This is a genomic window from Actinobacillus genomosp. 2 (assembly GCF_029773605.1).
Lineage (GTDB): Bacteria > Pseudomonadota > Gammaproteobacteria > Enterobacterales > Pasteurellaceae > Actinobacillus.
Genome location: NZ_CP103807.1, coordinates 972160 through 997679 on the forward strand (window position 1 = coordinate 972160; position 25520 = coordinate 997679).

General features: G+C 39.4%; 23 protein-coding genes. 6 read left to right on the forward strand and 17 right to left on the reverse strand.

The window, feature by feature from the left end; all coding sequences use genetic code 11:
- Positions 1-167 precede the first annotated feature (167 nt).
- From nqrM to NYR60_RS04775, 8 genes are all read right to left on the reverse strand, one after another.
- Positions 168-413: a (Na+)-NQR maturation NqrM gene (gene nqrM / locus NYR60_RS04740; protein ID WP_279465802.1), complete on the reverse strand. Its 246-nt coding sequence runs from the start codon at positions 411-413 to the stop codon at positions 168-170.
- Positions 414-425: 12 nt separating this feature from the next.
- Positions 426-1457, reverse strand: a complete 1032-nt coding sequence (locus NYR60_RS04745; protein ID WP_279465804.1) for an FAD:protein FMN transferase — start codon at positions 1455-1457, stop codon at positions 426-428.
- A gap of 208 nt (positions 1458-1665) precedes the next feature.
- On the reverse strand, positions 1666-2895 hold the full coding sequence (nqrF, locus tag NYR60_RS04750) for an NADH:ubiquinone reductase (Na(+)-transporting) subunit F (RefSeq protein ID WP_279465806.1): 1230 nt from the start codon (positions 2893-2895) through the stop codon (positions 1666-1668).
- 10 nt (positions 2896-2905) lie between these two features.
- Positions 2906-3502, reverse strand: a complete 597-nt coding sequence (nqrE, locus tag NYR60_RS04755; protein ID WP_279465807.1) for an NADH:ubiquinone reductase (Na(+)-transporting) subunit E — start codon at positions 3500-3502, stop codon at positions 2906-2908.
- A 1-nt stretch (position 3503) separates the two neighbouring features.
- Positions 3504-4127, reverse strand: coding sequence for an NADH:ubiquinone reductase (Na(+)-transporting) subunit D (locus NYR60_RS04760; RefSeq protein WP_279465808.1), 624 nt, complete (start codon positions 4125-4127; stop codon positions 3504-3506).
- The gene (locus NYR60_RS04765; protein ID WP_279465811.1) at positions 4127-4900 is read right to left on the reverse strand and encodes a Na(+)-translocating NADH-quinone reductase subunit C; all 774 of its coding nucleotides are present in this window, start codon (positions 4898-4900) and stop codon (positions 4127-4129) included. Before NYR60_RS04765 ends, NYR60_RS04760 begins: the two co-directional genes overlap by 1 nt.
- A 2-nt stretch (positions 4901-4902) precedes the next feature.
- Positions 4903-6135: an NADH:ubiquinone reductase (Na(+)-transporting) subunit B gene (locus tag NYR60_RS04770; protein WP_279465815.1), complete on the reverse strand. Its 1233-nt coding sequence runs from the start codon at positions 6133-6135 to the stop codon at positions 4903-4905.
- Between the two features lie 4 nt (positions 6136-6139).
- Positions 6140-7489, reverse strand: a complete 1350-nt coding sequence (locus NYR60_RS04775; RefSeq protein WP_279465818.1) for a Na(+)-translocating NADH-quinone reductase subunit A — start codon at positions 7487-7489, stop codon at positions 6140-6142.
- Positions 7490-7942: 453 nt separating this feature from the next.
- Between NYR60_RS04775 and nfuA the strand changes: the two genes are divergently transcribed.
- Entirely contained in the window at positions 7943-8542 is a 600-nt protein-coding gene (gene nfuA, locus NYR60_RS04780) for a Fe-S biogenesis protein NfuA (protein WP_279445899.1), read from the forward strand.
- A 74-nt stretch (positions 8543-8616) separates the two neighbouring features.
- Here the strand turns inward: nfuA and add are convergent, their stop codons facing one another.
- The 3 genes from add to NYR60_RS04795 all read right to left on the reverse strand — a co-directional run bounded on the left by add (position 8617) and on the right by NYR60_RS04795 (position 12444).
- Positions 8617-9651 (reverse strand): adenosine deaminase, encoded by a 1035-nt coding sequence (add, locus tag NYR60_RS04785; protein ID WP_279465820.1) that lies wholly within the window; start codon positions 9649-9651, stop codon positions 8617-8619.
- 161 nt (positions 9652-9812) lie between these two features.
- Positions 9813-11477 (reverse strand): ribonucleoside-diphosphate reductase subunit alpha, encoded by a 1665-nt coding sequence (locus tag NYR60_RS04790; protein WP_279465821.1) that lies wholly within the window; start codon positions 11475-11477, stop codon positions 9813-9815.
- A complete protein-coding gene (locus NYR60_RS04795; RefSeq protein ID WP_279445896.1) occupies positions 11464-12444 on the reverse strand; it encodes a ribonucleotide-diphosphate reductase subunit beta in 981 nt (326 codons plus the stop codon). Before NYR60_RS04795 ends, NYR60_RS04790 begins: the two co-directional genes overlap by 14 nt.
- Before the next feature lie 353 nt (positions 12445-12797).
- Here NYR60_RS04795 and dusA point away from each other — a divergent pair, with 353 nt between their 5' ends.
- The 3 genes from dusA to NYR60_RS04810 all read left to right on the forward strand — a co-directional run bounded on the left by dusA (position 12798) and on the right by NYR60_RS04810 (position 16768).
- Positions 12798-13769, forward strand: coding sequence for a tRNA dihydrouridine(20/20a) synthase DusA (dusA, locus tag NYR60_RS04800; protein WP_279465822.1), 972 nt, complete (start codon positions 12798-12800; stop codon positions 13767-13769).
- Positions 13770-13832: 63 nt separating this feature from the next.
- The gene (gene ppnN, locus NYR60_RS04805; protein WP_279465823.1) at positions 13833-15206 is read left to right on the forward strand and encodes a nucleotide 5'-monophosphate nucleosidase PpnN; all 1374 of its coding nucleotides are present in this window, start codon (positions 13833-13835) and stop codon (positions 15204-15206) included.
- Positions 15207-15217: 11 nt separating this feature from the next.
- Positions 15218-16768 (forward strand): DUF2813 domain-containing protein, encoded by a 1551-nt coding sequence (locus NYR60_RS04810; RefSeq protein WP_279465824.1) that lies wholly within the window; start codon positions 15218-15220, stop codon positions 16766-16768.
- Between the two features lie 70 nt (positions 16769-16838).
- Here NYR60_RS04810 and NYR60_RS04815 read toward each other — a convergent pair whose 3' ends face one another.
- From NYR60_RS04815 to NYR60_RS04830, 4 genes are all read right to left on the reverse strand, one after another.
- A complete protein-coding gene (locus tag NYR60_RS04815) occupies positions 16839-17111 on the reverse strand; it encodes an acylphosphatase (protein ID WP_279439282.1) in 273 nt (90 codons plus the stop codon).
- 17 nt (positions 17112-17128) lie between these two features.
- The gene (locus NYR60_RS04820; protein ID WP_279465826.1) at positions 17129-18262 is read right to left on the reverse strand and encodes a glycerate kinase; all 1134 of its coding nucleotides are present in this window, start codon (positions 18260-18262) and stop codon (positions 17129-17131) included.
- 10 nt (positions 18263-18272) lie between these two features.
- Positions 18273-19535, reverse strand: a complete 1263-nt coding sequence (locus NYR60_RS04825; protein ID WP_279465828.1) for a GntP family permease — start codon at positions 19533-19535, stop codon at positions 18273-18275.
- 125 nt (positions 19536-19660) lie between these two features.
- Entirely contained in the window at positions 19661-20773 is a 1113-nt protein-coding gene (locus NYR60_RS04830; RefSeq protein ID WP_431831737.1) for a CdaR family transcriptional regulator, read from the reverse strand.
- Positions 20774-21120: 347 nt separating this feature from the next.
- Here NYR60_RS04830 and leuC point away from each other — a divergent pair, with 347 nt between their 5' ends.
- Together leuC and leuD are read left to right on the forward strand one after the other, a co-directional pair.
- On the forward strand, positions 21121-22530 hold the full coding sequence (leuC, locus tag NYR60_RS04835; RefSeq protein WP_279465830.1) for a 3-isopropylmalate dehydratase large subunit: 1410 nt from the start codon (positions 21121-21123) through the stop codon (positions 22528-22530).
- A 10-nt stretch (positions 22531-22540) separates the two neighbouring features.
- Positions 22541-23143, forward strand: coding sequence for a 3-isopropylmalate dehydratase small subunit (gene leuD, locus NYR60_RS04840; RefSeq protein WP_279465831.1), 603 nt, complete (start codon positions 22541-22543; stop codon positions 23141-23143).
- Between the two features lie 42 nt (positions 23144-23185).
- On the opposite strand, the gene NYR60_RS04845 is transcribed toward leuD, so the two are convergent.
- Complete coding sequence (locus NYR60_RS04845; RefSeq protein ID WP_279465833.1) at positions 23186-23692, reverse strand: DUF2301 domain-containing membrane protein; 507 nt, start codon at positions 23690-23692, stop codon at positions 23186-23188.
- 88 nt (positions 23693-23780) lie between these two features.
- The gene (gene pyrG / locus NYR60_RS04850; RefSeq protein ID WP_279465835.1) at positions 23781-25418 is read right to left on the reverse strand and encodes a glutamine hydrolyzing CTP synthase; all 1638 of its coding nucleotides are present in this window, start codon (positions 25416-25418) and stop codon (positions 23781-23783) included.
- Between the last annotated feature and the right edge of the window lie 102 nt (positions 25419-25520).

Below are 25520 nucleotides of genomic sequence, written 5' to 3' on the forward strand. Positions count from 1 at the left end.
GGTGAAAAAATCAAAAATTTTTGCTTTTCACCGCTTGCTATGAATCTCCCTAACCCCTCTTTGCAAAAGAGGGGGACTATAACTGAGCATAAATAAACAACAAAGCTATCATCAATTAAAAGAAAACTCCCCTCTTTAATAAAGAGGGGATGGGGGAGATTTTAAAATTATTTTACTTCATAAAATTGCGGTTCTTTACTAAAGCGTGCAACTTCTTCGGGATCCGCCGTACCGTCCGCCATTTTAGCTTTTAGATTGTCACAAGGCTCTTCACAGTCACACATTTTTTTCATCCCTAATGCGGTAATTCCACCACAGCTGCCTTTAATTGTTTTGCCTTTTACGATAAAACCAATCGACATTGCAAAAATCACGGCAACAAAAAAGCCGAAAGTAATTAATAATGTTTCCATTGTTTACTCCAATTATTTTTGGTTAATTAATTTTTCAAATTCGCTCGACATTTTGGTTTCAAACGTCTCGCCGTTCTTGATGATTAGAAATACCGCTAGCTTTTCACGTTCAGCCACTTCTAACGCTTTTTCCGGTCCTAACACGAATAAACCAGTTGATAAACCGTCCGCTGTCATTGTAGTCGGGGCAAATACGGTAATCGAAGCTAATTTATGGCTAACCGGGCGTAATTCTTTCGGATTGATAATATGAGAAAGGCGATTACCTTGTTCGTCTTCGAAATAATTGCGGTAATTACCGGATGTCGCCATACCTAGATTGTGTAACGGTACGGTAATCTGTGCTGCCTGCCCTTGTGCTAGCGTTGGCTGCTCAATCGCAATACGCCAATCAACACCCTGTAAATTTTTCCCTTTACCTCGCAACTCACCACCGATTTCCACCAAATAATTGGCTAAACCGAGGCTTTCCAAATGTTCCGCCAATTTATCTACACCAAAACCTTTTGCGATCGAAGAAAGATCTAAATAAAGGTTTGGTACTGATTTCATCAATACGTTACCGCTTACGCTTAATTTCTCAATTCCGACACTCGAGGCAAACTCGGCAATCTGTGCTGCACTCGGTGCCTTATTTAAGCGTTTATCCGGACCAAATCCCCATAAATTTACTAGCTTACCAACCGTGACATCTAATGCCCCTTCGGTTACCTTATTTAATCGGATAGCTTCACGCACAACTTTAGCAAAATCCGGTGAAATTTGTACCGCTTTATCTGCTTCTTGCATCGCATTAAAGCGACTGATCTGCGAATCCGGTTGATAAGTGGACATTTCATTATTCACTTGCTTAAGCAGAGTGTCTAACGTCTTTTGTACTTCCTCCGATTTGGGAAGATTTTGTAACTTACCGTCATCAATATATTTAACCGTATAAGTTGTACCCATTGTTTTACCTTGTAAGGTAACCTGCTCCGGAGCTTTGTTACAAGCGGTTAAAAAAATTGCCGATATTGCAAAAATTAAAATAGATTTAAGTTTCAAATTAAACCTCTTTATTTTGGTACGTAAGATTTTTAAACAAGCCAATCTGCTCGCCCTTATAAATTAAAATTACTATTGAAAAAGACTGCACTAGCAAACTTTTTCACTAACAATTTAAAGCACTTCAAGCGGTGTAATTTACAAAAGACTTTGCAAATCACACCGCTTGTAAATCAGGGAGCATTTACCCCCTGTGTTCTATTTGGTATTAACCACCAAAATCATCTAATAAGATGTTTTCGTCCTCAACACCTAAGCTCTTCAGCATACCGATTACCGCTGCATTCATTACTGGTGGACCACACATATAGTATTCACAGTCTTCCGGTGCTTCATGATTTTTCAGATAGTTTTCATAAAGTACGTTGTGAATAAAGCCTGTGTAACCAGTCCAGTTATCTTCCGGTAACGCATCTGAAAGTGCTACATGCCATACGAAGTTATCGTTTTCAGCTGCTAATTGGTCAAAGTCTTCTTGGTAGAAGATTTCACGTTTAGAACGAGCACCATACCAGAACGACATTTTACGTTTAGATTTTAAACGTTTTAATTGGTCAAAGATATGTGAACGCATTGGTGCCATACCTGCACCACCACCGATAAATACCATTTCATTGTCGGTTTCTTTCGCGAAGAATTCACCGAACGGACCAGAAATCGTTACTTTATCACCTGCTTTTAATGACCAAATGTATGAAGACATTTGACCTGGTGGAACATCAGGATTACGTGGTGGAGGTGTTGCGATACGCACATTTAGCATAATAATGCCTTTCTCTTCCGGATATGAAGCCATTGAGTAAGCACGAATAATATGCTCATCCACTTTTGACACATAACGCCATAAGTTAAATTTATCCCAGTCTTCGTGATACTCTTTCGGAATATCGAAGTCTTTATAATTAACTGTATGAGGTTCCGCTTCGATTTGGATATAACCACCCGCACGGAAAGGCACTTCTTCGCCTTCAGGAATTTGAAGTTTAAGCTCTTTGATGAAGGTTGCTTTGTTATCGTTAGAAATAACAGTACATTCCCATTTTTTCACACCAAAGATTTCTTCCGGAAGTTCAACATCCATTGAAGATTTCACATTTACCTGACACGCTAAACGCCAACCTTCTTTCGCTTCTTTCTTCGAAATATGCGATAACTCGGTTGGAAGAATTTCACCGCCACCAGATTTTACTTGTACTCGACATTGACCACATGAGCCACCACCGCCACAAGCTGACGATACGAAAATACCTTTGCTCGCTAAAGCACCAAGTAATTTACCACCCGCCGGAAGCGTAATACCTTTTGCAGGATCGTTGTTGATTGAGATGGTAATATCACCTGAATCGACTAATTTTGATTTAGCGAAAAGAATAATCACCGCAAGCACTAATACCAGAGCAGTAAATGCGATAATACCGAAAATAAAATTACTATCCACGATATGCTCCTTATAATTGAATGCCTGAGAATGACATAAAGCCTAATGCCATTAAGCCTACAGTAATAAAGGTAATACCTAAACCACGTAAACCAGCCGGCACATCAGAATATTTCATTTTTTCAGTTAAACCTGCTAATGCGACGATGGCTAACATCCAGCCCGTACCTGCACCGATACCATAAACTACCGATTCTGTGAAGTTATATTCACGTTGAACCATGAATGATACGCCACCAAAAATCGCACAGTTTACGGTAATTAGTGGTAAGAAGATACCTAATGCACTATATAATGCAGGGAAAAACTTATCCAATACCATTTCTAAGATTTGGACAAGTGCTGCAATCACACCAATGAATGTGATGAAGTTTAAGAAACTTAAATCTACACCTTCAACTAGTGCACCGTCTTTTAATACATGCGTATAAACTAATTGGTTTGCCGGTACGGAAATACCCAATACCACGATTACCGCAACACCTAAACCAAAAGCAGTTGAAACTTTCTTAGACACCGCAAGGAATGTACACATACCAAGGAAGAAAGAAAGTGCCATATTCTCAATGAATACAGACTTAACAAATAGACTTAAATAATGTTCCATCTTATTTCTCCACTTGCTCTGGTTTCCATGTACGAATACCCCAAATCACAAAACCGATAATGAAGAACGCACTTGGTGCTAATAAGAATAAACCGTTTGCTTGATACCAGCCACCGTCTTGGATCGTTTGTAGAATGGTGACACCGAATAATTTACCTGAACCGATTAATTCACGTAAAAATGCAACGATGAGCAACATCGCACCGTAACCTAAACCATTACCGATACCGTCAACAAAACTTTCTACTGGGCTTGATTTCATTGCAAATGCTTCAGCACGACCCATTACGATACAGTTAGTAATGATAAGACCTACGAATACAGAAAGCTGTTTTGATAAGTCATATGCATATGCACGTAAAATTTGGTCAACTAAGATTACAAGTGATGCAATGATAGCCATTTGTACAATGATACGGATACTATTTGGAATATAGTTGCGAATCATTGAAATAAACATACTAGAGAAAGCAGTAACTAAACTTACTGCAATCGCCATTACTACCGCTGTTTGTAACTGAGTCGTTACCGCTAATGCAGAACAGATACCTAAGATCTGTAATGCAATCGGGTTGTTATCCGCGATTGGAGATAACAATAACTTTTTAAGATTGTTACTCGCCATTAGTTAGCTCCCATTGCTGCTTTGAATTTCGCTAAATATGGACCGAAACCGTTAGCACCGAACCAATATTTGAATGAGCCATCAACACCGTTTGAAGTTAATGTCGCACCAGATAAGCCATCAACACCGTGATCTTTATCTGCTGACGCACCTTTACCTACGGTTAATGCTACTTCATTGTTTGCGTTGAATAATTTCTTACCTACAAAGTTTTTCTGCCAGTTAGGGTTAGCAATTTCACCACCAAGACCGGCCGTTTCACCTTGTTCATAATAAGTAATACCATTTACCGTATTCGCATCCGGTTGAACCGCAACAAAGCCGTACATAATTGACCATAAACCGTTACCGTACATAGGAAGTACCACTTGGCTTACTTTACCTGCTTCGTCTTTTACTAAATAAACTTCTGCATATTTAGCACGTACTTTGATATTCGCTTTATCATCAGCCGGATTGATCGCTACATTTTGTGCAGGATCTTTCGCCGCTACTTTCGCATCAAAGTTAGTTACACCTTCAACATAATCGCCGCTTGCTAAATCAACAATTTTCGGCTCAATGAATTTAGCGTAGGTTTCTTGCACATTGGTATTTTCTTGCATTAAACCTGCCGCTTGTAAGATGTTTTTCTGTTTATCAAGTTGTTTCTGAATATCTTGTGTTGGTTTTAATAACACAGCAGCACCTGCTACGATAAGAGAACAGATTAAACTTAATAACACAACAACGGTTAGAGTACCGCTTACGCTATCTTTATTAAATTTAGCCATTTTTATGCCGCCTTCGCTTTTCTACGTTTGATGTTGCCTTGAACGACTAAGTAGTCGAAGATCGGAGCAAATAAGTTAGCGAATAAAATTGCTAACATCATACCTTCTGGATATGCTGGGTTTGCTACACGGATAACAACACACATAAAACCGATTAACGCACCGTACCACCATTTACCTTTATTAGTAAATGCCGCAGATACTGGGTCTGTCGCCATAAAGAACATACCTAATGCGAAACCACCTAATACTAAGTGCCAATGCCATGGCATTGAGAATAGAGGGTTTGTGTTTGAACCGATTAGATTAAATACAGTCGCAGTCGCAGCCATACCAACCATTACACCGGCAATAATTCGCCATGAAGCAATGCGAGTGAATACGATAATTGCAGCACCAATGATTAACATAAGTGTTGAAACTTCACCGATTGATCCCGGAATATTACCTAAGAAGGCATCCATCCAAGTAATTTCTTGACCGGTTACAACGTGTTTTAACGCACCTTGTCCGCCTTGTGCCCATTGTGAAAGAGCTGTCGCACCAGAGAATCCGTCTGCTGCTGTCCACACTAAATCACCAGAGATTTGACCCGGATATGCAAAGAATAAAAACGCACGACCCGCTAATGCTGGGTTCATAAAGTTTTTACCTACACCACCGAATACTTCTTTTGCAACAACAACACCGAATGTCGCAGCAAGTGCTGCTTGCCATAGAGGTAATGTTGGCGGAACAATTAATGCTAATAAAATAGAGGTAACGAAGAAACCTTCATTAATTTCATGCTTACGCACCATTGCAAATACAACTTCCCAGAAACCACCTACTAAGAAAATCGTTAAGTAGATTGGAAGGAAATAAGTTGCACCAAGTAACATTTTACTGCCCCAGCCTGCATCAGCAGTTAAGGTCGCACCTAACGCATCAGCAAAACCATAATGCCAGTTATTTGCAATCGTATCGGCTAATGTACCTAAATGATTCGTAGCTAATAATGCTTGATGACCAACGTTATACATCCCCCAAAACATTGCTGGGAATAATGCTAACCATACGATAATCATCATACGTTTAGAATCTAACGCATCACGTACGTGTGAATCTTTACGAGTCACCGTACCCGGTGTATAAAGAATAGTATATGTTGCTTCAAAAAGCGTATACCATTTCTCATATTTTCCACCTTTGTGAAACGCAGGTTCCATCTTTTCAAAAAGATTTTTTAAACCCATTTTCTTAACCTTCCTTCTCGATCTTCTCTAACGCAGCACGTAACATCGGACCGTAGTTATTTTTACCCGGGCAAACATAAGTACATAATGCTAAATCTTCTTCATCTAGCTCTAAGCAACCTAAGTTTTGTGCAGAATCGGTATCGCCGGCAGCTAAATCACGAAGTAACAACGTAGGAATAATATCTAACGGCATTACACGTTCATATGCACCAATTGGCACCATTGCACGCTCACCACCGTGAACAGCTGTCGTGAAGTTAAATAGTTTTTTACTAAAGTGACCTAACACGGTACGAGTAATAGAGAATTTATCCGAACCCGGCATAATCCAACCGATGAACTCTTTCTCACGACCTTCCGCAAGTACGGAAACTTGTAACGCATAGCGACCTAAATAATCAACCGGACCGGTTGCCGTTGCACCGCTTAATACCGAACCTGAAATCACACGATTTTCACCTGCATTCAACTCGTTCGCAGTTAACTGAGAAATGTTAGCACCAAGACGAGTACGCACTAAACGAGGATTTTTCACTTGCGGGCCTGCAAGAGAAATAATACGGTCAGTAAATAATTCACCAGTAGTAAATAATTTACCGATAGCAATTACATCTTGATAATTTAAATGCCAAACTTGTTTAGTTGCACTGACAGGATCAACGAAATGGATATGGGTACCAACTAAACCAGCAGGATGTACACCACTGAATGATTTAATTGTGATACCTTCGATAGCCGGACTTAATGGAATATTACTGTCCGCATCTTTACATAAATAAACCGGTTTTTGACCGTCAAATAGACGGGTTAACACTGTTAAACCGGACTTAAAATCAGTTTCGTATTCTTTTAAAACAATTTCCGGATCTGCCGCTAATGGATTTGTGTCCATTGCATTAACGAAAATTGATGACGGAATTGCATCTACCGCAGGAACCTTACTGAACGGACGAGTACGGAATGCAGTCCATAAGCCTGATGCAATAAGGTTTCGTTTCACTTGTTCTGCTGATAAAGACGCTAATTGCGTAGCTTCATAGCAGTCAAAGGTAATTTGCTCATCACCCTCAACTTTAATCACGACTGACTGAAGAACACGTTTTTCACCACGGTTAATTGCAACCACAGTACCACTTGCAGGAGCAGTAAATACTACGCCCGGATTCTTTTTATCTTCAAAAAGAACCTGACCTTTTTTTACTGAATCGCCTTCACGAACTTTCATAGAAGGACGCATACCCACATATTCTTCGCCAAGCATCGCAACTTCATTAACGGTATTGCCGTTATGGATTACTTGTGCCGGTGTACCTGCGATAGGTAAATCCAAGCCTTTTTTGATTGTAATCATATTATTTGCACTACTTTTGTTGGGTTAAAAATATGATTGCGAAACATCGCAATCGCTTCTCTTGAGCCGTAATCGATACAGAAATAAACGAATTCCCCCACCTATTTCTCACGTTACATAAAGTTCTCAAATCTGATTTAATTTGTTTTTTTCACAAACTAAAATAAACGAGCTATTTTAACTTAAAAAGCAGTCAAATATCCATAAGAAGACCATTTTTTTGTCCCTTAGCCCTTGAAAATTTGAAATAAATCAATATTTATTGTACAAATTTTTAACAAATAACTCTTAAGAGTTAAATGCTTTACTCGCATAAGCGGTACAATTTTCTGAACTTTTTGTAAACTTCGTAACAATTTAGATTTGTAAAATATTTGGCTAGAAAAAACAGTTAGTAAGGCGTAGAATACCTGATAGATTTAGTCAATTTAATGATCAATTTGGAAAGTAATCATGGAACAACAAGACACAATTCATATCTCGATTTCCGATGCGGCACAAGCTCATTTCCGCCGTCTTTTAGAACAACAAGAAGAAAACACCAATATCCGCATTTTCGTCGTCAATCCGGGAACACCTAATGCTGAATGTGGTGTATCTTATTGTCCGCCGAATGCCGTTGAAGAAACCGATACTCAATTTGAATATAACGGTTTTTCTGCTTTTGTGGATGAAATCAGTTTACCGTTCTTAGATGAAGCTGAAATTGATTACGTAACGGATCCAATGGGCTCTCAATTAACGTTAAAAGCACCAAATGCAAAAATGCGTAAAGTGGCAGATGATGCACCTTTTATTGAGCGTCTAGATTATGTGATTCAAACTCAAGTTAATCCGCAATTAGCCAGCCATGGTGGTCGAGTAACGTTAATTGAAGTGACTGAAGACAAATATGCAATTCTGCAATTTGGCGGTGGTTGTAACGGTTGCTCAATGGTAGATGTCACCTTAAAAGAAGGGATCGAAAAACAACTACTGGCGATGTTCCCTGATGAACTGGCTGGTGTAAAAGACGTGACTGAACACCAACACGGTGAACATTCTTACTACTAAATAGCACAAAAAAGCACGAGTAATTGCTCGTGCTTTTTTTACAACTTTTCAGTCAAAGTTAACCGCTTGCTAAACTAAAGTAATGCTGGATAACGTTGTTGAATTTCGTTCAATAAAGCTGTTTTATCTTGCTTATAAAGAAAAGCCGCTTCTATCACATTACATAAAAGCTGCTGTGCTTCTTCTTTGGTAAGTTGATAATCGCTTTCCAATAATTGAAATTCATTTTTCACATTGGTTTGCGAAACCGTCATATTGTCGCTATTTAGCGTTGCTACCACATTACGCTTCAAAAAAGTACGTAGCGGATAATCTTTCAAATGCTGAACCGTTTTAGTTTGCAAATTACTACATGGACACATTTCTAGCGGTGTTCGAGTATTAATTAATTGACACATTACCGTTTCCGACTGAATTGAGCGAACACCATGTCCAATACGTAATGCACCGAAGTTAAGTGCTTGCTCGACACTTTCCGCTCCGGCAGCTTCTCCGGCATGAAGAGTAAACGGCACACCTAATTGATTCGCATAACTAAATTCTACTGCAAACTTTTCCGTTGGATACAACCCTTCCGCTCCAGCTAAATCTACTGCCACTACTCCGGCTTCACCTTTACTTAAATATTTATGGGCTAAGCGTACAGTTTCTAAATTTTCTGCCTGATTATCCGCTGCTCGCATACAACACAAAATTAAATTCGCTTTAAACAAACGTGTTTTTGCTAAACCGTCCCGTAAACCTTTGAGTGCTGCTTGTACCGCTTGCTCTTGATTCATATCTCTTTGGGTATGAAATTGTGGTGCAAAACGGATTTCCACATATAGCAATCCCATTTGATCCAATCGCTGTAATAAATCAGTCACGGATGAAGCTAAAGATTCGGGTGTTTGTAATAAAGAAATTGGTAGTTCAAAACAACGTAAATATTGATTTAAATCACTACAATCTTGTGGAACAGAAATAAAAGGAAGTAAGGTTTTAGGGTCATAGGATGGGAGTTGAATTTGCTGTTTAACAGCCCATTCGATCATCCACTCCGGTGATAGAGATCCATCTAAGTGCAGATGTAAATCGATTACCCCGTATTTTGCTAAATTTGAAGTCATATTGTCTCCTTAACTGTTATTAATATTTTATATATAGCCATCGAAAGATTACATAAATTTACCCAAAACAACAATAAATAAAAATCATAAGCGGTTTAATTTCCGAGAAATATTACAGATAAAAAAACACCACCTTACGGTGGTGTTTTTAATGCTTCTAATTAACCTTCACAGCTAGAACAACTTAATAAGTTACGGTTAAATACTTGTGCCGCACTCATTGAGTATTGGTAATAAATTGATTTTAAACCAAGTTCTTCTGCGGTTAAGTATAATTGATTCAAGTCACGCGCTGGTGTTGCCGGATGAACCATAATATTAATACTTTGACCTTGGTCGATATATTTCTGACGTTGTGCCGCTTGTTGAATCACGCTTAACTGGCTGATTTCAGAGAAAGTTTTGAATACTTCTTTTTCTTCATCGGTTAGTTGTTCTAAGTGCTGTACAGAACCGTCATTATGTAAAATCGATTCCCAAATCTCTTCCGTATCTAAACCTTTTTCTTGGAGTAATTTCTCTAAGAACGGGTTTTTATACACGGTTTTAATCTTCGCTAAATCTTTAACATAGTAGTTAGATTTAAACGGTTCAACCGATGGCGATACGCTACCTAAAATAAAACTACTTGATTTAGTCGGTGCAATACTCATTAAAGTGGTATTACGGCGACCGTAGCCTTTTAAGATTTCCGGCTCACCAAAACGTTTTGCTAACTCTTGTGATGCTTTTAAGGTTTTTTCTTGTAATGTTTTAAAGATTAAATTGTTTTTTTGCATTGCTTGAAAGCTATCAAACGCAATGTTATTCGCTTGTAAATAGCTATGCCAGCCTAAAACACCTAAACCTAATGCACGATGGCGAGTGGCAAAGCGATTTGCTCGTTCTAAGAACGGCATATTTTGGCTTTTCTCGATAAACTCACTCATGACCACATCTAAGAAGTAAGTTAACACTTCAGGTGCATCCGTATCCTTCCACTCATCAAAATAGAGTAAGTTCATTGAAGACAAGCAGCAAACGAAACTCTCGTCAGAATTAGACGGAAGCATAATTTCGGTACATAAGTTTGATGCGTGTACCGTCATATTTTTATCTTTATACACGTCCGGGCGACCAGCATTCGCATTATCTTTAAAGAATAAATACGGAATACCCGTTTCCGTTTTACGTTGTAAAAGTTTTGCCCAAAGTTGACGTTTATATGGGTCACCCGCTTTCATTGATTCTAACCAATCATGACCGACACATACGCCGTAATACATTAATTGGATTGGGTTACCTTCGGTATGAATATCTAACCATTCGTCAATATCGCCGTGTTCAATATCGATATAACCGGCAAATTGGCCTTTACGTGACGTACCTTGAGAAATAACGTCAATCACCGTATCAAACAATTTACTAAAGTTGAACGAACCGTCTGATTTACCGTTATTTTTAATTGCCGAACCACGCGGACGAATATCACCGAAATAAGCGGAAGTACCACCACCGATTTTACTCATCATCCCCACTTCAGCAGTCGTCACCATAATTTCGTGGATTGAGTCACCGATGTAGCTACCAAAACAAGAAATCGGTAAACCACGATCTAAACCGAAATTCGACCAAATCGGAGAAGAAAGTGAGAAATAACCACGTGCCATATAGTGATAGAATTTATCCGCATAACCTTCGATACCGAGTTTATGCTCCGCATGTTCAGCGATAAAACGAATACGCTCTAATGCGGTTGTTCCTTCAAGTAAGTAACCACGTTGTAAAAATAAGCGGCTATCTTCATTTAGCCATTCAAAATCAGGGCGAGTATTAGAATAAGTCATCTGCGGTAATCTGCTTCATTTTTTTGCTGTAATCAGTACTACGTTTGTTAAAGAAATCTGTTTCTTTCGTTGACAGGATTTCAATATCAAACCACTCAGTTTCTTTTAGTAATTCAGGATTTACATCGTATGGCGGCTCTAAACCTAGCGTCATTAACGAGTTGTTATAACGGCTACGAATATAGTTTTCTACCGCTTCACGACTAATAAAGCTTAAATCGCCTTCTTCAAAAATCCAATCTAAAATGCCACATTCCGCCTCAAACGCTTGAGTAGATAGGGTCTTTAATTCTTCAAAAAATTCCGGAGTGAAAAGCTCACTGTGTTCATCACGTAAAATTTCGTATAACGCAATACCGAATTTACCATGAATCTCTTCTTCTTTTGACGTTGCTTCAACCGCATTAGAAATCCCTTTAAACAGGTTTTTATGCTTATTGAACGACATCATAATTAAGAACTGACCGAATAATGAAATATGTTCTACGAAAAGAGAGAATAAAACGAGTGAAAGCACAAATTCACCTTTACCCGCATCTTTATCTTTCATGAACGATTCCATATAACGAATACGGTTCATTAACGGCTCAATGTCTTGGATTTGGCTAAACATTTCGTTTAAGCCTAATTTTTCTAATAAAAACGAGTATGCATCTTTGTGACGAACTTCCGACTCTGCGAATGTACCGCCGACATCATCCATTTCCGGTTTCGGGAAATAGCGATATAGTTCACCCCAGAAACGTTTTACGTTTACTTCCACCTGAGAAATCGCCAACATCGCTCGTGTTAAAACGTGACGTTCATGATCATTAATATCAATACGATAGTTCTGAATATCACCAGTAAAATTAAACTCTGTATGTAGCCAATAGGAATGGCGAATCGCATCTTTAAATTCTAATAATTCAGGATATTCATACGGCTTGATATTCAAGCGTCTTTCAAAGAGATTTCTTTTTGACATAATTCTCTAGCTCAAAGTAAGGTAACAATAGGCGGCGATTTTAGGGAAATTTTTTTGCAATCACAAGTCTTGACAAACGCGCTTTTTAGTTAGTCTTTTGATTTATAAAGAAAAAATTTTTTGTCAATTTATAAATCAATATCTAGTGTTTTCTTAATAAAAATTTACTAGATATTGTATTGTTCTAATTATAGCCAAATGTCCGATAAGCCTGATAAAACCGTGAATTTACAGGCGTTTTATAGTATGATGAAGGAAATTTTTATCCTTTTATAAGCGGTTAAATTTAGCGAAAATTTTACAAAAGATCAGCTAAATGACACCGCTTGTTATTTTTATTCGTGAATAACTTTATGCAAAATCAATTTTATCGCGGACGTTTTTCCGTTGCACCAATGTTGGATTGGACCACTCGCCATTGTCGCTATTTTCATCGCCAATTTAGTCAACACGCTTTGCTTTATACCGAAATGATCACCGCACCGGCGATCATTCACGCAAAATACGATCTGCTTGAATACGATCCGAGTGAAAATCCGGTTGCGTTACAACTCGGCGGCAGCGATCCGGTACAGCTTGCACATTGTGCTAAATTAGTTGAAGAACGTGGCTATGCCGAAATCAATTTAAATGTCGGCTGTCCTTCCGACCGTGTGCAAAACGGGATGTTCGGTGCTTGTTTAATGGCAAAAGCCGATTTGGTTGCCGACTGTATCAAAGCAATGCAAGATACGGTGCAAATTCCGGTGACGGTTAAACATCGTATCGGTATCGATGACTTGGATAGCTACGAATTTTTGTGTGATTTTATTGAGAAAGTACAGCCGTACAGTAACGATTTTATCGTTCATGCTCGTAAAGCGTGGTTATCCGGTTTAAGTCCAAAACAAAATCGTGAAATTCCACCGCTTGATTACGAGCGTGTTTATCAACTGAAACGTGATTTTCCGCACTTAAATATTTCAATTAACGGTGGCATTAAAACCGTTGAGGAAATCAAACAACACTTGGTATTTGTCGATGGTGTAATGGTGGGGCGTGAAGCCTATCAAAACCCGTCATTATTAGGTGAAATCGATTCGCAAATTTTCGATGAAAATCGACCGCTTGTCACCGCTCGTGAAGCGGTGGAAAAAATGTTGCCTTATATTGAAGCACAAACGCAAAAAGGGGTTTATTTAAACCACATTGTTCGACATATGTTAGGCACATTCCAGAACTGCAAAGGCGCACGTCAATGGCGTCGTCATTTAAGCGAGAACGCCACCAAGCAAGGTGCCGGCGTTGAAGTCGTTGAACAAGCACTCAGCTTCGTGCAGGAATAATTAAATTTGCTATTTCTCCCTTAAATTCAGATAATGTTTTTATTTGGATTTAAGGGAAAATTTATGAGCGTTCATTGCGTCAATCCCAAAGGTAGCTTAGACCAATTATCTCACCTAGAGATGGAATTACTCACCAAAAATGCCCAAGGCAATCTCTATTCTCTCTATCGAAATTGTTCACTCGCCGTACTTAATTCCGGTGCAATTACTGATGACAGTCGTGCGTTACTCAATCAATATCCTGACTTTGAAATCAATCTACTTACCAAAGAAAAAGGTGTGTCGCTTGAATTACATAATCCACCGGAATCCGCTTTTGTAGACGGTAAAATGATCATCAATATCCAATATCATTTATTTGCGGTATTACGAGATATTGTATTTGTAAATGCACTTTATCAATATATTGGGCAACACGCTTCTCCACAAGACAATAATAAATACATTACCAATCTTGTCTTTTCCATTTTACGTAACGCTAAAGCATTAGAAATCGGTTCGGATCCGAACCTAATCGTGTGCTGGGGTGGACATTCGATTAATCAAACCGAATATCAATATTGCCGTGCAGTCGGTACGGAACTTGGGTTACGTCAATTCAATATCGTTACCGGTTGCGGCACGGGTGTAATGGAAGCACCGATGAAAGGGGCAACAATCGGTCACGCAAATCAACGTTATAAGCATAGTCGTTTTATCGGAATCACCGAGCCGTCCATTATTGCCTCCGAGCCACCAAATCCGATCGTAACGGAATTAATCATTATGCCGGATATTGAAAAGCGTTTAGAGGCATTTGTACGAATGGGACACGGTATTGTGATCTTCCCTGGCGGACCAGGAACATTGGAAGAATTGCTCTACATTCTTGGCATCAAGCTCAATCCGGCAAATAAAGCACAAAAACTACCGGTCATTCTTACCGCACCAAAAGAAAGTGCCGCTTATTTTACCGCTATCGATCAATTTATCGGAGAAACCTTAGGTAAAGAAGCACAGCAAATGTATGAGATTATTATTGATAATCCGACATTGGTAGCACAAAAGATGGCAAAATCGATGAAAGAGATTAAACAGCAACGTCTTGAGCTTGCCGATTCATATAGTTTTAACTGGTCTTTACATATTGCGGAAGAATTTACGCATCCGTTTGAGCCGACTCATCATAATATGAGTCATTTAAATTTGCATTTTGAGCAACCAACCGAACAGCTAGCCGCTAACTTACGGCGAGCATTCTCCGGTATTGTAGCTGGTAATATTAAACCTGCTACTCAAGATTTGATAGAGCAATTCGGCCCGTTCCAATTACAAGGTGATCACAAATTATTGGATAAAATCGACCTCTTGTTACAAACGTTCATTACTCAGCATAGAATGAAATTACCGACCGGCGAAGCCTATACACCTTGTTATCAAATCGTACCAAATAAATAGGGGATTTAGGTATGTATTTACAACAAATTGAGATTTCCGGCTTTCGAGGTATTAACTACCTATCTCTTGCATTACATCCTAATATGGTACTGATCGGCGAAAATGCGTGGGGAAAATCCAGTTTATTGGATGCACTTAGCCATATTTTCAATTTAAAAGATGAACTGTATCAGTTTCAAGAAGACGACTTTCATCTTAAAAACCAGCAACAAGCACAATCAATTAAATTGTGTTTTACCTTTTGTGAAGAAGAATCCGATGCTTCTTCACAAAATGAGCTGCAATATCGAGATATACTGCACTTAACAGAGGAAGGGTTACAAAAAGTATATTTACAAGTTATCGGTATATTGACTGAACAAGGTGTGCAAACAACATACCAATTTTTAGATAGTCACGGAGCAGTATTAAATATTGATAATCTGGAACAAATTGTCCGTATTATTATCAATCAAACGCCGGTATATCGTTTCCGTGACGTGCAATTAAATCCATTTGCTAACTTAGCCGCACTCTCTCAGCCCAATAATCTCACACAACACGAATTATCGAATGAATTGGCAGCACTTTCACTATTGTTGAAATATTACTTCTTTAACGATGATATACACTCAGTCGATACTACGCTTGATACGACCCAGCTATGGAATCAAGTTAAAGCGCTTTGCCAACATCTAAAACAAAATCAAGATCCTAAGCTCATTCAACAAGTTCGTACTCAGCTTTCATCATTATTTGTACTTAATCAAAAACATAAACAAATCAAAACGCCGATTATCCTATTTGAGGATCTTGAAGCCCGTTTACATCCTCGCATGATTGCGATCTTTTGGGAATTGGTCAGTTATCTTCCGATACAACGTATTACCACGACTAATTCGATGGAATTACTTTCTCAAGTGCCGCTACGCGAAATCAGTCGTTTAGTACGTTATCAAGATCGTACCGAAGCTTTTTCACTGACTCACAGCCGTTTAGGTAAAGAAGATCTGCGTAAATTGACCTTTCATATTCACTACAATCGAGGTTTAGCCTTATTTTCTCGAGCATGGATTTTAGTCGAAGGTGAAACGGAAGTTTGGATTCTAACCGAGCTGGCAAATTTACTAGATATTAACTTGGAAATGGAAGGGATTCGGATTGTAGAATTTGCCCAATGCGGTTTACGTCCGTTAATTAAATATGCCAAGGCGATGGGCATTGAATGGTATGTGTTAACCGATGGCGATCAAGCGGGCGAAAAATATGCCGATATTGCCAAAAGTATGTTACAAGAAGATGAACATCCAAGTAAGCATTTGACTGTCATTCCACGCCAAGATATTGAGCATTTTTTCTATCACGAAGGACTAAGAGAAGTATTTGTGCGTCTTGCCCGTTGGCAGCCGAGAGATCATAAATACCCGACCAAAACCATTATCAAACGAGCGATTCAGTACACCTCAAAACCGGATTTAGCGATTGCGATTTCAACTGAAATTAAACAAAGAGGCAACCAAGCGATTCCTCACTTATTCAAAAAGTTGTTTATTAAAGTCCTACAACTTATCAAAGAGCAATAAATAACAAGCGGTTAAATTTACAAGATTTTTTGCAAATTTAACCGCTTGTCTGATTCCAAATCCGCCATGGCTAGCGTCGAATTTCAAAGCGTTCGAATTGTTCCGAGCCTTGATAACTTTGTTCAATTAAATTACGCACAGCAGATGTCGGAGGGCCTTTTTGTAGCCAGTTTCTGAACGCTGCCATTTGCGCTTCACTCCCCATTGCAACCACTTCCACCGAGCCTTCAGGGCGATTTTTCACATAACCTTTAATGCCGAGTTTTCCTGCCTCTTGTAGCGTGAAAAATCGAAAACCGACACCTTGTACATGTCCGGTCACAATAAACTGTTTCTGTTGCATAAGCCCTCCGCCAATTTCTACATTTTCAATTTAATTAAACGTGCGACATTTTCTGCGCTAGACTCCAAGTTTTCTCGTCCTTGTTTTAAGGTTTCTTCGAGTGAATTTAATTGACGAATAATCGGGAATACCGCATCAATGCCGTGCTGATAAACCACATTGTAATCTTCTCGTAAGCAACCGACAATCGCAATCACCGGCACATCAAATTGTTTTGCCGTTTTTGCCACACCCACCGGTGTTTTGCCAGCAATACTTTGTGCGTCCATACGCCCCTCGCCGGTAATCACTAAATCCGCATCTTGAATATGTTCTGCCAGACGAGTCGCTTCGATAATGATTTGTACACCTGCTTTAAGCTGCACGTTCGGCAGTAATAATAAACCGCCGCCCATACCGCCTGCCGCACCTGCGCCGGCATGATTAGCAATCGCAATCCCTTGTTGAGCTAATGCTATATCCGCAAAATGCGCCAAAGCATTATCCAAGGTTTGCACCATCTCCGGCGTTGCGCCTTTTTGTGGGCCAAACACTGCCGAAGCGCCACGCTCGCCGCATAACGGGTTATTTACATCGCACGCCACTTCAAACTCAACACTTTGTAAACGAGGCTCTAAATTTTCTAACGAAATCTGGCTGATTTGTTGTAGCTGTTCGCCCCCAAAATCAATTTCCTCACCGACTGCATTTTTAAAAGAAGCACCGAGCGCTTGCAACATACCGACACCGCCGTCATTGGTCGCACTACCGCCAATACCCAACAGAATTTTCTTCACACCCAGATCTAACGCTTTTTTGATTAATTCGCCGGTGCCGAAACTGGTGGTTTTAAGCGGATTACGTTGTTCAAAAGGCACAAGATGTAAACCGGAAGCCGCTGCCATTTCAATAAAAGCGGTCTGTTTATCGCCTGAAATGCCTAAAAAGCCGGTCACTTTATTACCAAGCGGCGCAGTCACTTCAACTTCTAATAATTCGCCTTTAGTCGCATCAATTAATGACTGAACCGAACCTTCACCACCGTCTGCCATTGGCACTTTAATATATTCCGCATCAGGGAAAATACGTCTGAAACCACCTTCGATTGATTGTGCTACTTCAAGCGCTGTAAGACTTTCTTTAAATGAATCGGGAGCAATAACAATTTTCATATTTGACCTCTTAGAATAATTTAAACACACCAAATACTAAGGTTGACACGATCGTCATAATTAAACCGACTGCGGTTTCATATGGAATTAATTTTAGACGTTCTTTCATCTCCATATTGACGCTACCACCGGTGGCGTGGAAGAAAGAACCGTGCGGCATATGGTCAAATACAGTCGCACCGGCGTGAATCATTGCCGCACCAGCCAATGCACTTACACCTAACTCGATTAAAGTTGCACTAAATACATTTGACGCTACTACGGTACCCGCTGTGGTTGAAGCAGTTGCCAGTGACATTAACGCCCCTGAAATCGGTGCAAGTAAATAAGATGGCAAGCCGGAAGCAGTTAACGCTTCAATTAATACATCTTTTAAACCTGAATTGGCAATAATGCCGGCTAATGCCCCTGTACCTAATAACATCACAGCAACCGGTGACATTTTTAATAAACCTGAAGTGGCAAATTGATTCACTTGTTTTAATTTACCCATTGCCAATGCACCAACTAAACCACCAAGCGGTAATGCGATCAACGGGTCAATTTTAATATCCGCAATAGGGCGTAATGCTAATAAGATAATCGCACAAAGCGGTGCAGCAATTGCCGGTAGGAAAGCGGGTAAATTTTGCAGATTATTTGCAGAAACTTCGCTATCCGTAACTTTTGAACCTTTATTGATCAGGCGTTTTGCTAAAAAATAAGTCAGAATAATACCGAAAATTGCCGGAATGATGCCTGCAGCCATTACAGACGTGAGTGGTAAATGAAAAGCGTCTGAAGCCGCAATCGCATTTGGATTCGGTGACATTAAATTACCGGCTTTACCACCACCAATCATTGCCAATAAGATTGCCGGTTTGGATAAATTACCACGTTTCGCTAACGCTAATGCGATTGGTGAAACAGTAATAACTGCCACATCCACAAATACCCCAACAGCAGTTAAAATCATAGTGGAAAGCACTAAAGCAAGTAATGCACGGGTTTCGCCTAATTTTTTCACGATGGTTTCTGCAATGGTACTTGCCGCACCGGATTCAATTAACACACCGGCTAATACACCCGCAGCTAAGATACGCATTACCGCAGTAGTAATTCCTTGTGCACCGCCGATCATTAAGCTCACGGTTTGCGACAGATCCGCCCCACCGATTAAACCGCCGACCAATGCCCCGATTAACATACCATATGCCGGCGGCACTTTTTTCAAGATAAGAACAATTGCCACAGAAAGGGCAACGACTGCTCCAATTGCTGTTACTGTTACCATAATAAACACCTATACGTTCATTAAAAAAGAATAATGTGTATTATCAATATTTAACACGAAAAGTCTTTAGTAAAAATAACAAAAAATAAACTTATTTACTCTATATTTTTGTTATTTCATACAAATTATTTAAGCAATGATGCACCTAAATAAAGCATAAATTTATCTTCTATCTTATTGAAAGATAAGGAAGTAATTTCTTCAATCTTTTCTAAGCGATAACGTAATGTATTTGGATGAATAAATAGTTTCTCAGAAGCGTGAGCAAGATCACAATTTGACAAAAAATATTGTTGCAAACTCTTAAATAAAACCGCTTTGTTATCTTGTGCAAAGAGAGCATTAAACGGCGACAATAATTCGCTACATTGCCAAGTTTGAGCAAAATCAGCTAAGAGCGCCGGTAATTTATAATCTGAAAAAAGCAGTATTTGTTTTTTTAATCGCATTTTTTCGGCATAGGCTAAGGTATGTAATGCAGTTTGATACGAAAAATGAACTTGATGAAAGTAGTCTACTTTTGCTCCAACAACAATTTTATATTCAGTATTACGCGTAATATCCGGTAATAATGACAATAAATTCCGTTCTTTATAGAGATGGTTAAATTCATCTTCGCTCATCAAAACAACCAATTTATCTAAATCAACTACGGCAAGTGCAAGATGTCTTGTATTTGCTTCTATATGGTTAAGCAAGCGTTGCAGTTTTTCAGAATCCGGCTGGTTTATCTTAACCATCAAGGTTATCGGTGCGTGACAAAAATCTAATTGAAAAAAGACCGCTTGTTGCTTAACTTCTGCTTCGCTTAAATTACCTCGCAAAAGTTGACGAATAAATTCTTCTTTATAACGCTGTTGCCAACGTTCCTGAGCGAGTAATACTGACTGCTCTACAATGAGTTCCGCTGCCATTTTGACTAACTCACCATACTGACGCACCTCATTAGGTTTACCGGAGATACCGATAACCCCGATAATATTTCCCAAATAAGAAATTGGTAAATTAAATCCCTCTCTTGCCTCATAATTCCACTGCTTTACAAGATGTTCATCAATTTCAACCGCCTGTTTATTACGTAGTACGATAATGGCTCCAGTATGACGCTCGCCTAAACGAGAGGGATTGCCCGATGCGATAATTATTCCATTCTCATCCATAACATTCACGGAATTAGGAATAATCTGCATAGTACGTTTTACAATCGCTTGTGCGGTAGGAATATCAAGTTTTAACATGGTTTTATGATCCTCTAATGATAGGAATTACCTTTTATTGTAACTAAATCAAAAGAAAAATGATTTAGGGCATCACGCTATAAAGTGGAATAAAGCATAGATAAGCGTCTATATATTCCTAAAACTTTAGAATAATATTCTACCTTATAGCAAAAACAAGCATTTTCCAGCTTCTTAAACAGCATAAAACACGCCATTTTTTATAAAAATAGCATTTTACATTCAAATAGTTAACGGTTATATTCCTTTACACCAGCGGTTGCTTTACACAAAAAGTAACAAATGTAACCGCACTTAATTCAAAATTAATTGCATTCACAATATTCATTTTAGAGTTGGACAATATTATGGCAAAAACACTATACGAAAAACTATTTGACGCACACGTGGTATATGAAGCTGCAGGTGAAACGCCGATTCTTTATATTAACCGCCATTTAATCCACGAAGTTACTAGCCCACAAGCGTTTGACGGTTTACGTGTAGCTGGTCGCCAAGTACGCCAAATTGGAAAAACTTTCGGTACAATGGATCACAGCATTTCAACCCAAGTACGAGATGTTAATAAACTAGAAGGTCAGGCGAAAATCCAAGTTTTAGAATTAGCCAAAAACTGTGAAGCAAGCGGTATTTCGTTATTCGATATGCAAACCAAAGAACAGGGTATTGTCCACGTAATGGGACCGGAGCAAGGCTTAACCTTACCTGGTATGACCATTGTATGCGGTGACTCGCATACTGCCACACACGGTGCATTTGGTGCATTAGCTTTCGGTATCGGTACTTCTGAAGTGGAACACGTACTTGCAACGCAAACCTTAAAACAAGCACGTGCGAAAAGTATGAAAGTGGAAGTGCGTGGTAAAGTAAACTCGGGTATTACCGCCAAAGATATTGTATTAGCGATTATCGGCAAAACTACTATGGCAGGTGGTACTGGTTATGTGGTGGAGTTCTGCGGTGAAGCGATCCGTGATTTATCCATGGAAGGTCGTATGACGGTATGTAATATGGCAATCGAATTTGGTGCAAAAGCCGGTCTAGTTGCACCGGATGAAACCACATTCGCTTACTTGAAAGGTCGTCCGTACGCACCAAAAGGCAAAGATTGGGATGATGCCATTGAATATTGGCAAACCTTAAAATCAGACGATGATGCAGTCTTTGATGCGGTCGTCACATTGGAAGCGAAAGATATTGCACCGCAAGTGACTTGGGGAACCAACCCGGGTCAAGTAATCGGTATTGACCAAATTGTGCCAAACCCACAAGAAATGGCAGATCCGGTCACAAAAGCCTCGGCAGAAAAAGCATTGGCATACATCGGTTTAGAAGCCAACACCGATATGAAAGATATCCCAGTGGATCAAGTATTTATCGGTTCTTGCACTAACTCTCGTATCGAAGATTTACGTGCAGCAGCAGCAGTAATGAAAGGCCGTAAAAAAGCAGATAACGTAAAACGTGTATTAGTTGTTCCAGGTTCAGGTTTAGTGAAAGAACAGGCGGAAAAAGAAGGCCTAGATAAGATCTTTATCGAAGCCGGCGCAGAATGGCGTAATCCGGGCTGCTCAATGTGTTTAGGTATGAACGATGACCGTTTAGGCGAATGGGAACGTTGTGCTTCAACCTCTAACCGTAACTTTGAAGGTCGCCAAGGTCGTAACGGTCGTACCCACTTAGTTAGCCCAGCAATGGCAGCTGCAGCAGCAATGTTTGGTAAATTTGTCGATATTCGTCACGTGGAATTAAATTAAGGATAAAAAAATGGCAGGATTAAAACAACACTCAGGTTTGGTCGTTCCGCTTGATGCGGCGAATGTGGATACTGACGCAATCATTCCAAAACAGTTCTTACAAGCGATTACTCGTGTCGGCTTCGGTAAGCATTTATTCCACGAATGGCGTTATTTAGATGCGGAAGAAACCCAATTAAATCCGGATTTTGTGTTAAATTTCCCACAATATCAAGGGGCAACTATTTTACTGGCTCGTAAAAATTTAGGCTGTGGTTCTTCTCGTGAACACGCACCTTGGGCGTTAGCCGATTATGGTTTCAAAGTGATGATTGCACCAAGCTTTGCAGATATTTTCTATAACAATAGCTTAAACAATCATATGCTCCCAATTCGCTTAAGCGAAGAGGAAGTGGAAGAAATCTTCCAATGGGTATGGGCGAATGAAGGCAAACAAATCCATATTGATTTAGAAGCAATGACGGTAACGGTAGGTGACAAAGTTTACCATTTTGAATTAGACGAATTCCGCCGTCACTGTTTATTAAATGGGTTAGATAATATCGGCTTAACCCTACAACACGAAGATGCAATCGCAGCTTACGAAAGCAAGATTCCGGCATTTTTGCGTTAATATTACATATAAAAAACGGCTTAAATGCCGTTTTTTTATTACTTAAATCTGAAACTTAGTCTTATCGCCAATATCAAAATGTAACGGCATTCGCCATTTTTGAATACTAAGTACCACTAATAATACTCCGCTTATCGTACTAACCACTTGGTATAATAATACCTGCTCCAACAATAATGCCAACCAAAGTACCGCCACAAGAAACGGTTGAAAATTTAAGCCGAATACTCTAAAACAAAAATATTCTTTATAACTCAAACCACCAATCACAAATAACATCGCCCCTAAAGCAAGCATTGGAAAACAGAAGATTTGGCAAAGTAAACCTATCCATGCAACAAATTGAAAAATAAAACGAAATTGTTTTAAATAAAGATGAAGTGAAGAAGCTAGCATTGCCCCAGCAACAAATAAGCCGGATGAAACCAATTCGGTTTGATAGGGTAACAGTAACACCATAATACTTGCTACCACAAATCCTAGACGATAGATAATAACAGTTAGATAATCCCAAAAATCCATAGGTGATTGAATATGTGGATCAGCCATTTTTTACTCCTTTTATAAATAACAAGCGGTCAATTTTTCGCAAAATTTTGCAAGAAATTGACCGCTTGAGAAAGAAAAACCTTACAGCTTATGCTTTGTGACTATCTTGATAGTCTTTCGCCGCTTTTACGAAACCGGCAAATAATGGGTGACCGTCACGTGGTGTTGAGGTAAATTCCGGATGGAATTGTGCTGCAATAAACCATGGGTGATTTGGCACTTCAATGATTTCCACTAATTTACGATCTGCCGATAAGCCACTCACTTTTAATCCTGCCGCTTCGATTTGTGGTAATAAAGTATTGTTTACCTCATAACGGTGACGGTGACGCTCAACGATAGTTTCCGCACCATAAACTTCACGTGCTTTAGTACCTTCGATTAAGTGGCATTGTTGTGCACCTAAACGCATTGTACCGCCTAAATCCGAATCGTCAGAACGTGTTTCCACATTACCAGACTCATCTTGCCATTCAGTAATTAAACCAACGACCGGTTGTGGACAATCTTTATCAAACTCAGATGAATTTGCTTGGGTTAAACCTGCCACATTACGTGCATATTCGATGAGTGCGATCTGCATACCTAAACAAATACCTAAATAAGGGATTTTGTTCTCACGTGCATATTGTGCGGTACGAATTTTACCTTCCACACCACGATAACCGAAACCGCCCGGTACTAAAATTGCATCCAAACCGTGTAAAACTTCAATGCCTTTTGTTTCTACATCTTGTGAATCAATATACTTGATATTTACCGTTAAGCGATTGGTTAAACCTGCGTGTTTTAACGCTTCATTTACTGATTTATACGCATCCGGTAATTCAACATATTTACCCACCATACCGATAGTCACTTCACCGGTTGGGTTAGCTTGGCGATAAAGCACTTGTTCCCATTCGCTTAAATCCGCTTCCGGGCAATCTAAACGGAAACGATCACAAACGAAGCTATCTAAGCCTTGTGATTTAAGTAATTCCGGAATACGGTAAATTGAATCCACGTCTTTTAATGAAATCACCGCACGTTCCGGCACGTTACAGAATAAGGCGATTTTTTTACGCTCATTGCTTGGAATCGCTCGATCCGAACGGCAAATTAACACATCCGGTTGAATACCGATTGAAAGTAATTCTTTTACCGAGTGTTGAGTCGGTTTCGTTTTCACTTCACCTGCTGTCGGAATATAAGGCACTAAGGTTAAGTGCATAAATAAGGTTTTTTCACGACCAACATCCACCGCTAGCTGACGTAACGCTTCTAAGAACGGTAACGATTCAATATCGCCTACCGTACCGCCAACTTCAACGATAACTACATCACGACCTTTACCGCCTTCAATAACACGTTCTTTAATTTCATTGGTGATATGCGGAATCACTTGGATGGTCGCACCTAAATAATCGCCACGGCGTTCTTTACGTAATACTTCAGAATAAATTTTACCGCTAGTAAAGTTATTCGCTTTGCTCATTTTAGAACGGATAAAACGCTCATAGTGACCTAAGTCTAAGTCAGTTTCCGCCCCATCTTGCGTCACAAACACTTCACCGTGTTGCGTTGGACTCATTGTACCCGGGTCAACATTGATATAAGGATCCAGCTTCATAATGGTTACGTTTAAACCACGAGCTTCGAGAATTGATGCGAGAGATGCAGCGGCAATACCTTTGCCTAAAGATGAAACAACACCGCCCGTCACGAAAATATAATTCGTTGCCATTTTGATCTGCCTTTGATAATCAGTTAAATAGATAAGAAAATTCGGAATGGATAGTAAAATAGAACTATCAGGACGGGAGCGTAGTATACAGTAAAAGGTATT

Coding starts and splice junctions, on each gene's coding strand:
- nqrM (WP_279465802.1), bottom strand. CDS start 413: ATGGAAACATTATTAATTACTTTCGGCTTTTTTGTTGCCGTGATTTTT.
- nqrE (WP_279465807.1), bottom strand. CDS start 3,502: ATGGAACATTATTTAAGTCTATTTGTTAAGTCTGTATTCATTGAGAAT.
- NYR60_RS04760 (WP_279465808.1), bottom strand. CDS start 4,127: ATGGCGAGTAACAATCTTAAAAAGTTATTGTTATCTCCAATCGCGGAT.
- NYR60_RS04765 (WP_279465811.1), bottom strand. CDS start 4,900: ATGGCTAAATTTAATAAAGATAGCGTAAGCGGTACTCTAACCGTTGTT.
- NYR60_RS04770 (WP_279465815.1), bottom strand. CDS start 6,135: ATGGGTTTAAAAAATCTTTTTGAAAAGATGGAACCTGCGTTTCACAAA.
- NYR60_RS04775 (WP_279465818.1), bottom strand. CDS start 7,489: ATGATTACAATCAAAAAAGGCTTGGATTTACCTATCGCAGGTACACCG.
- nfuA (WP_279445899.1), top strand. CDS start 7,943: ATGGAACAACAAGACACAATTCATATCTCGATTTCCGATGCGGCACAA.
- add (WP_279465820.1), bottom strand. CDS start 9,651: ATGACTTCAAATTTAGCAAAATACGGGGTAATCGATTTACATCTGCAC.
- NYR60_RS04790 (WP_279465821.1), bottom strand. CDS start 11,477: ATGACTTATTCTAATACTCGCCCTGATTTTGAATGGCTAAATGAAGAT.
- NYR60_RS04795 (WP_279445896.1), bottom strand. CDS start 12,444: ATGTCAAAAAGAAATCTCTTTGAAAGACGCTTGAATATCAAGCCGTAT.
- dusA (WP_279465822.1), top strand. CDS start 12,798: ATGCAAAATCAATTTTATCGCGGACGTTTTTCCGTTGCACCAATGTTG.
- ppnN (WP_279465823.1), top strand. CDS start 13,833: ATGAGCGTTCATTGCGTCAATCCCAAAGGTAGCTTAGACCAATTATCT.
- NYR60_RS04810 (WP_279465824.1), top strand. CDS start 15,218: ATGTATTTACAACAAATTGAGATTTCCGGCTTTCGAGGTATTAACTAC.
- NYR60_RS04815 (WP_279439282.1), bottom strand. CDS start 17,111: ATGCAACAGAAACAGTTTATTGTGACCGGACATGTACAAGGTGTCGGT.
- NYR60_RS04820 (WP_279465826.1), bottom strand. CDS start 18,262: ATGAAAATTGTTATTGCTCCCGATTCATTTAAAGAAAGTCTTACAGCG.
- NYR60_RS04825 (WP_279465828.1), bottom strand. CDS start 19,535: ATGGTAACAGTAACAGCAATTGGAGCAGTCGTTGCCCTTTCTGTGGCA.
- NYR60_RS04830 (WP_431831737.1), bottom strand. CDS start 20,773: ATGTTAAAACTTGATATTCCTACCGCACAAGCGATTGTAAAACGTACT.
- leuC (WP_279465830.1), top strand. CDS start 21,121: ATGGCAAAAACACTATACGAAAAACTATTTGACGCACACGTGGTATAT.
- leuD (WP_279465831.1), top strand. CDS start 22,541: ATGGCAGGATTAAAACAACACTCAGGTTTGGTCGTTCCGCTTGATGCG.
- NYR60_RS04845 (WP_279465833.1), bottom strand. CDS start 23,692: ATGGCTGATCCACATATTCAATCACCTATGGATTTTTGGGATTATCTA.
- pyrG (WP_279465835.1), bottom strand. CDS start 25,418: ATGGCAACGAATTATATTTTCGTGACGGGCGGTGTTGTTTCATCTTTA.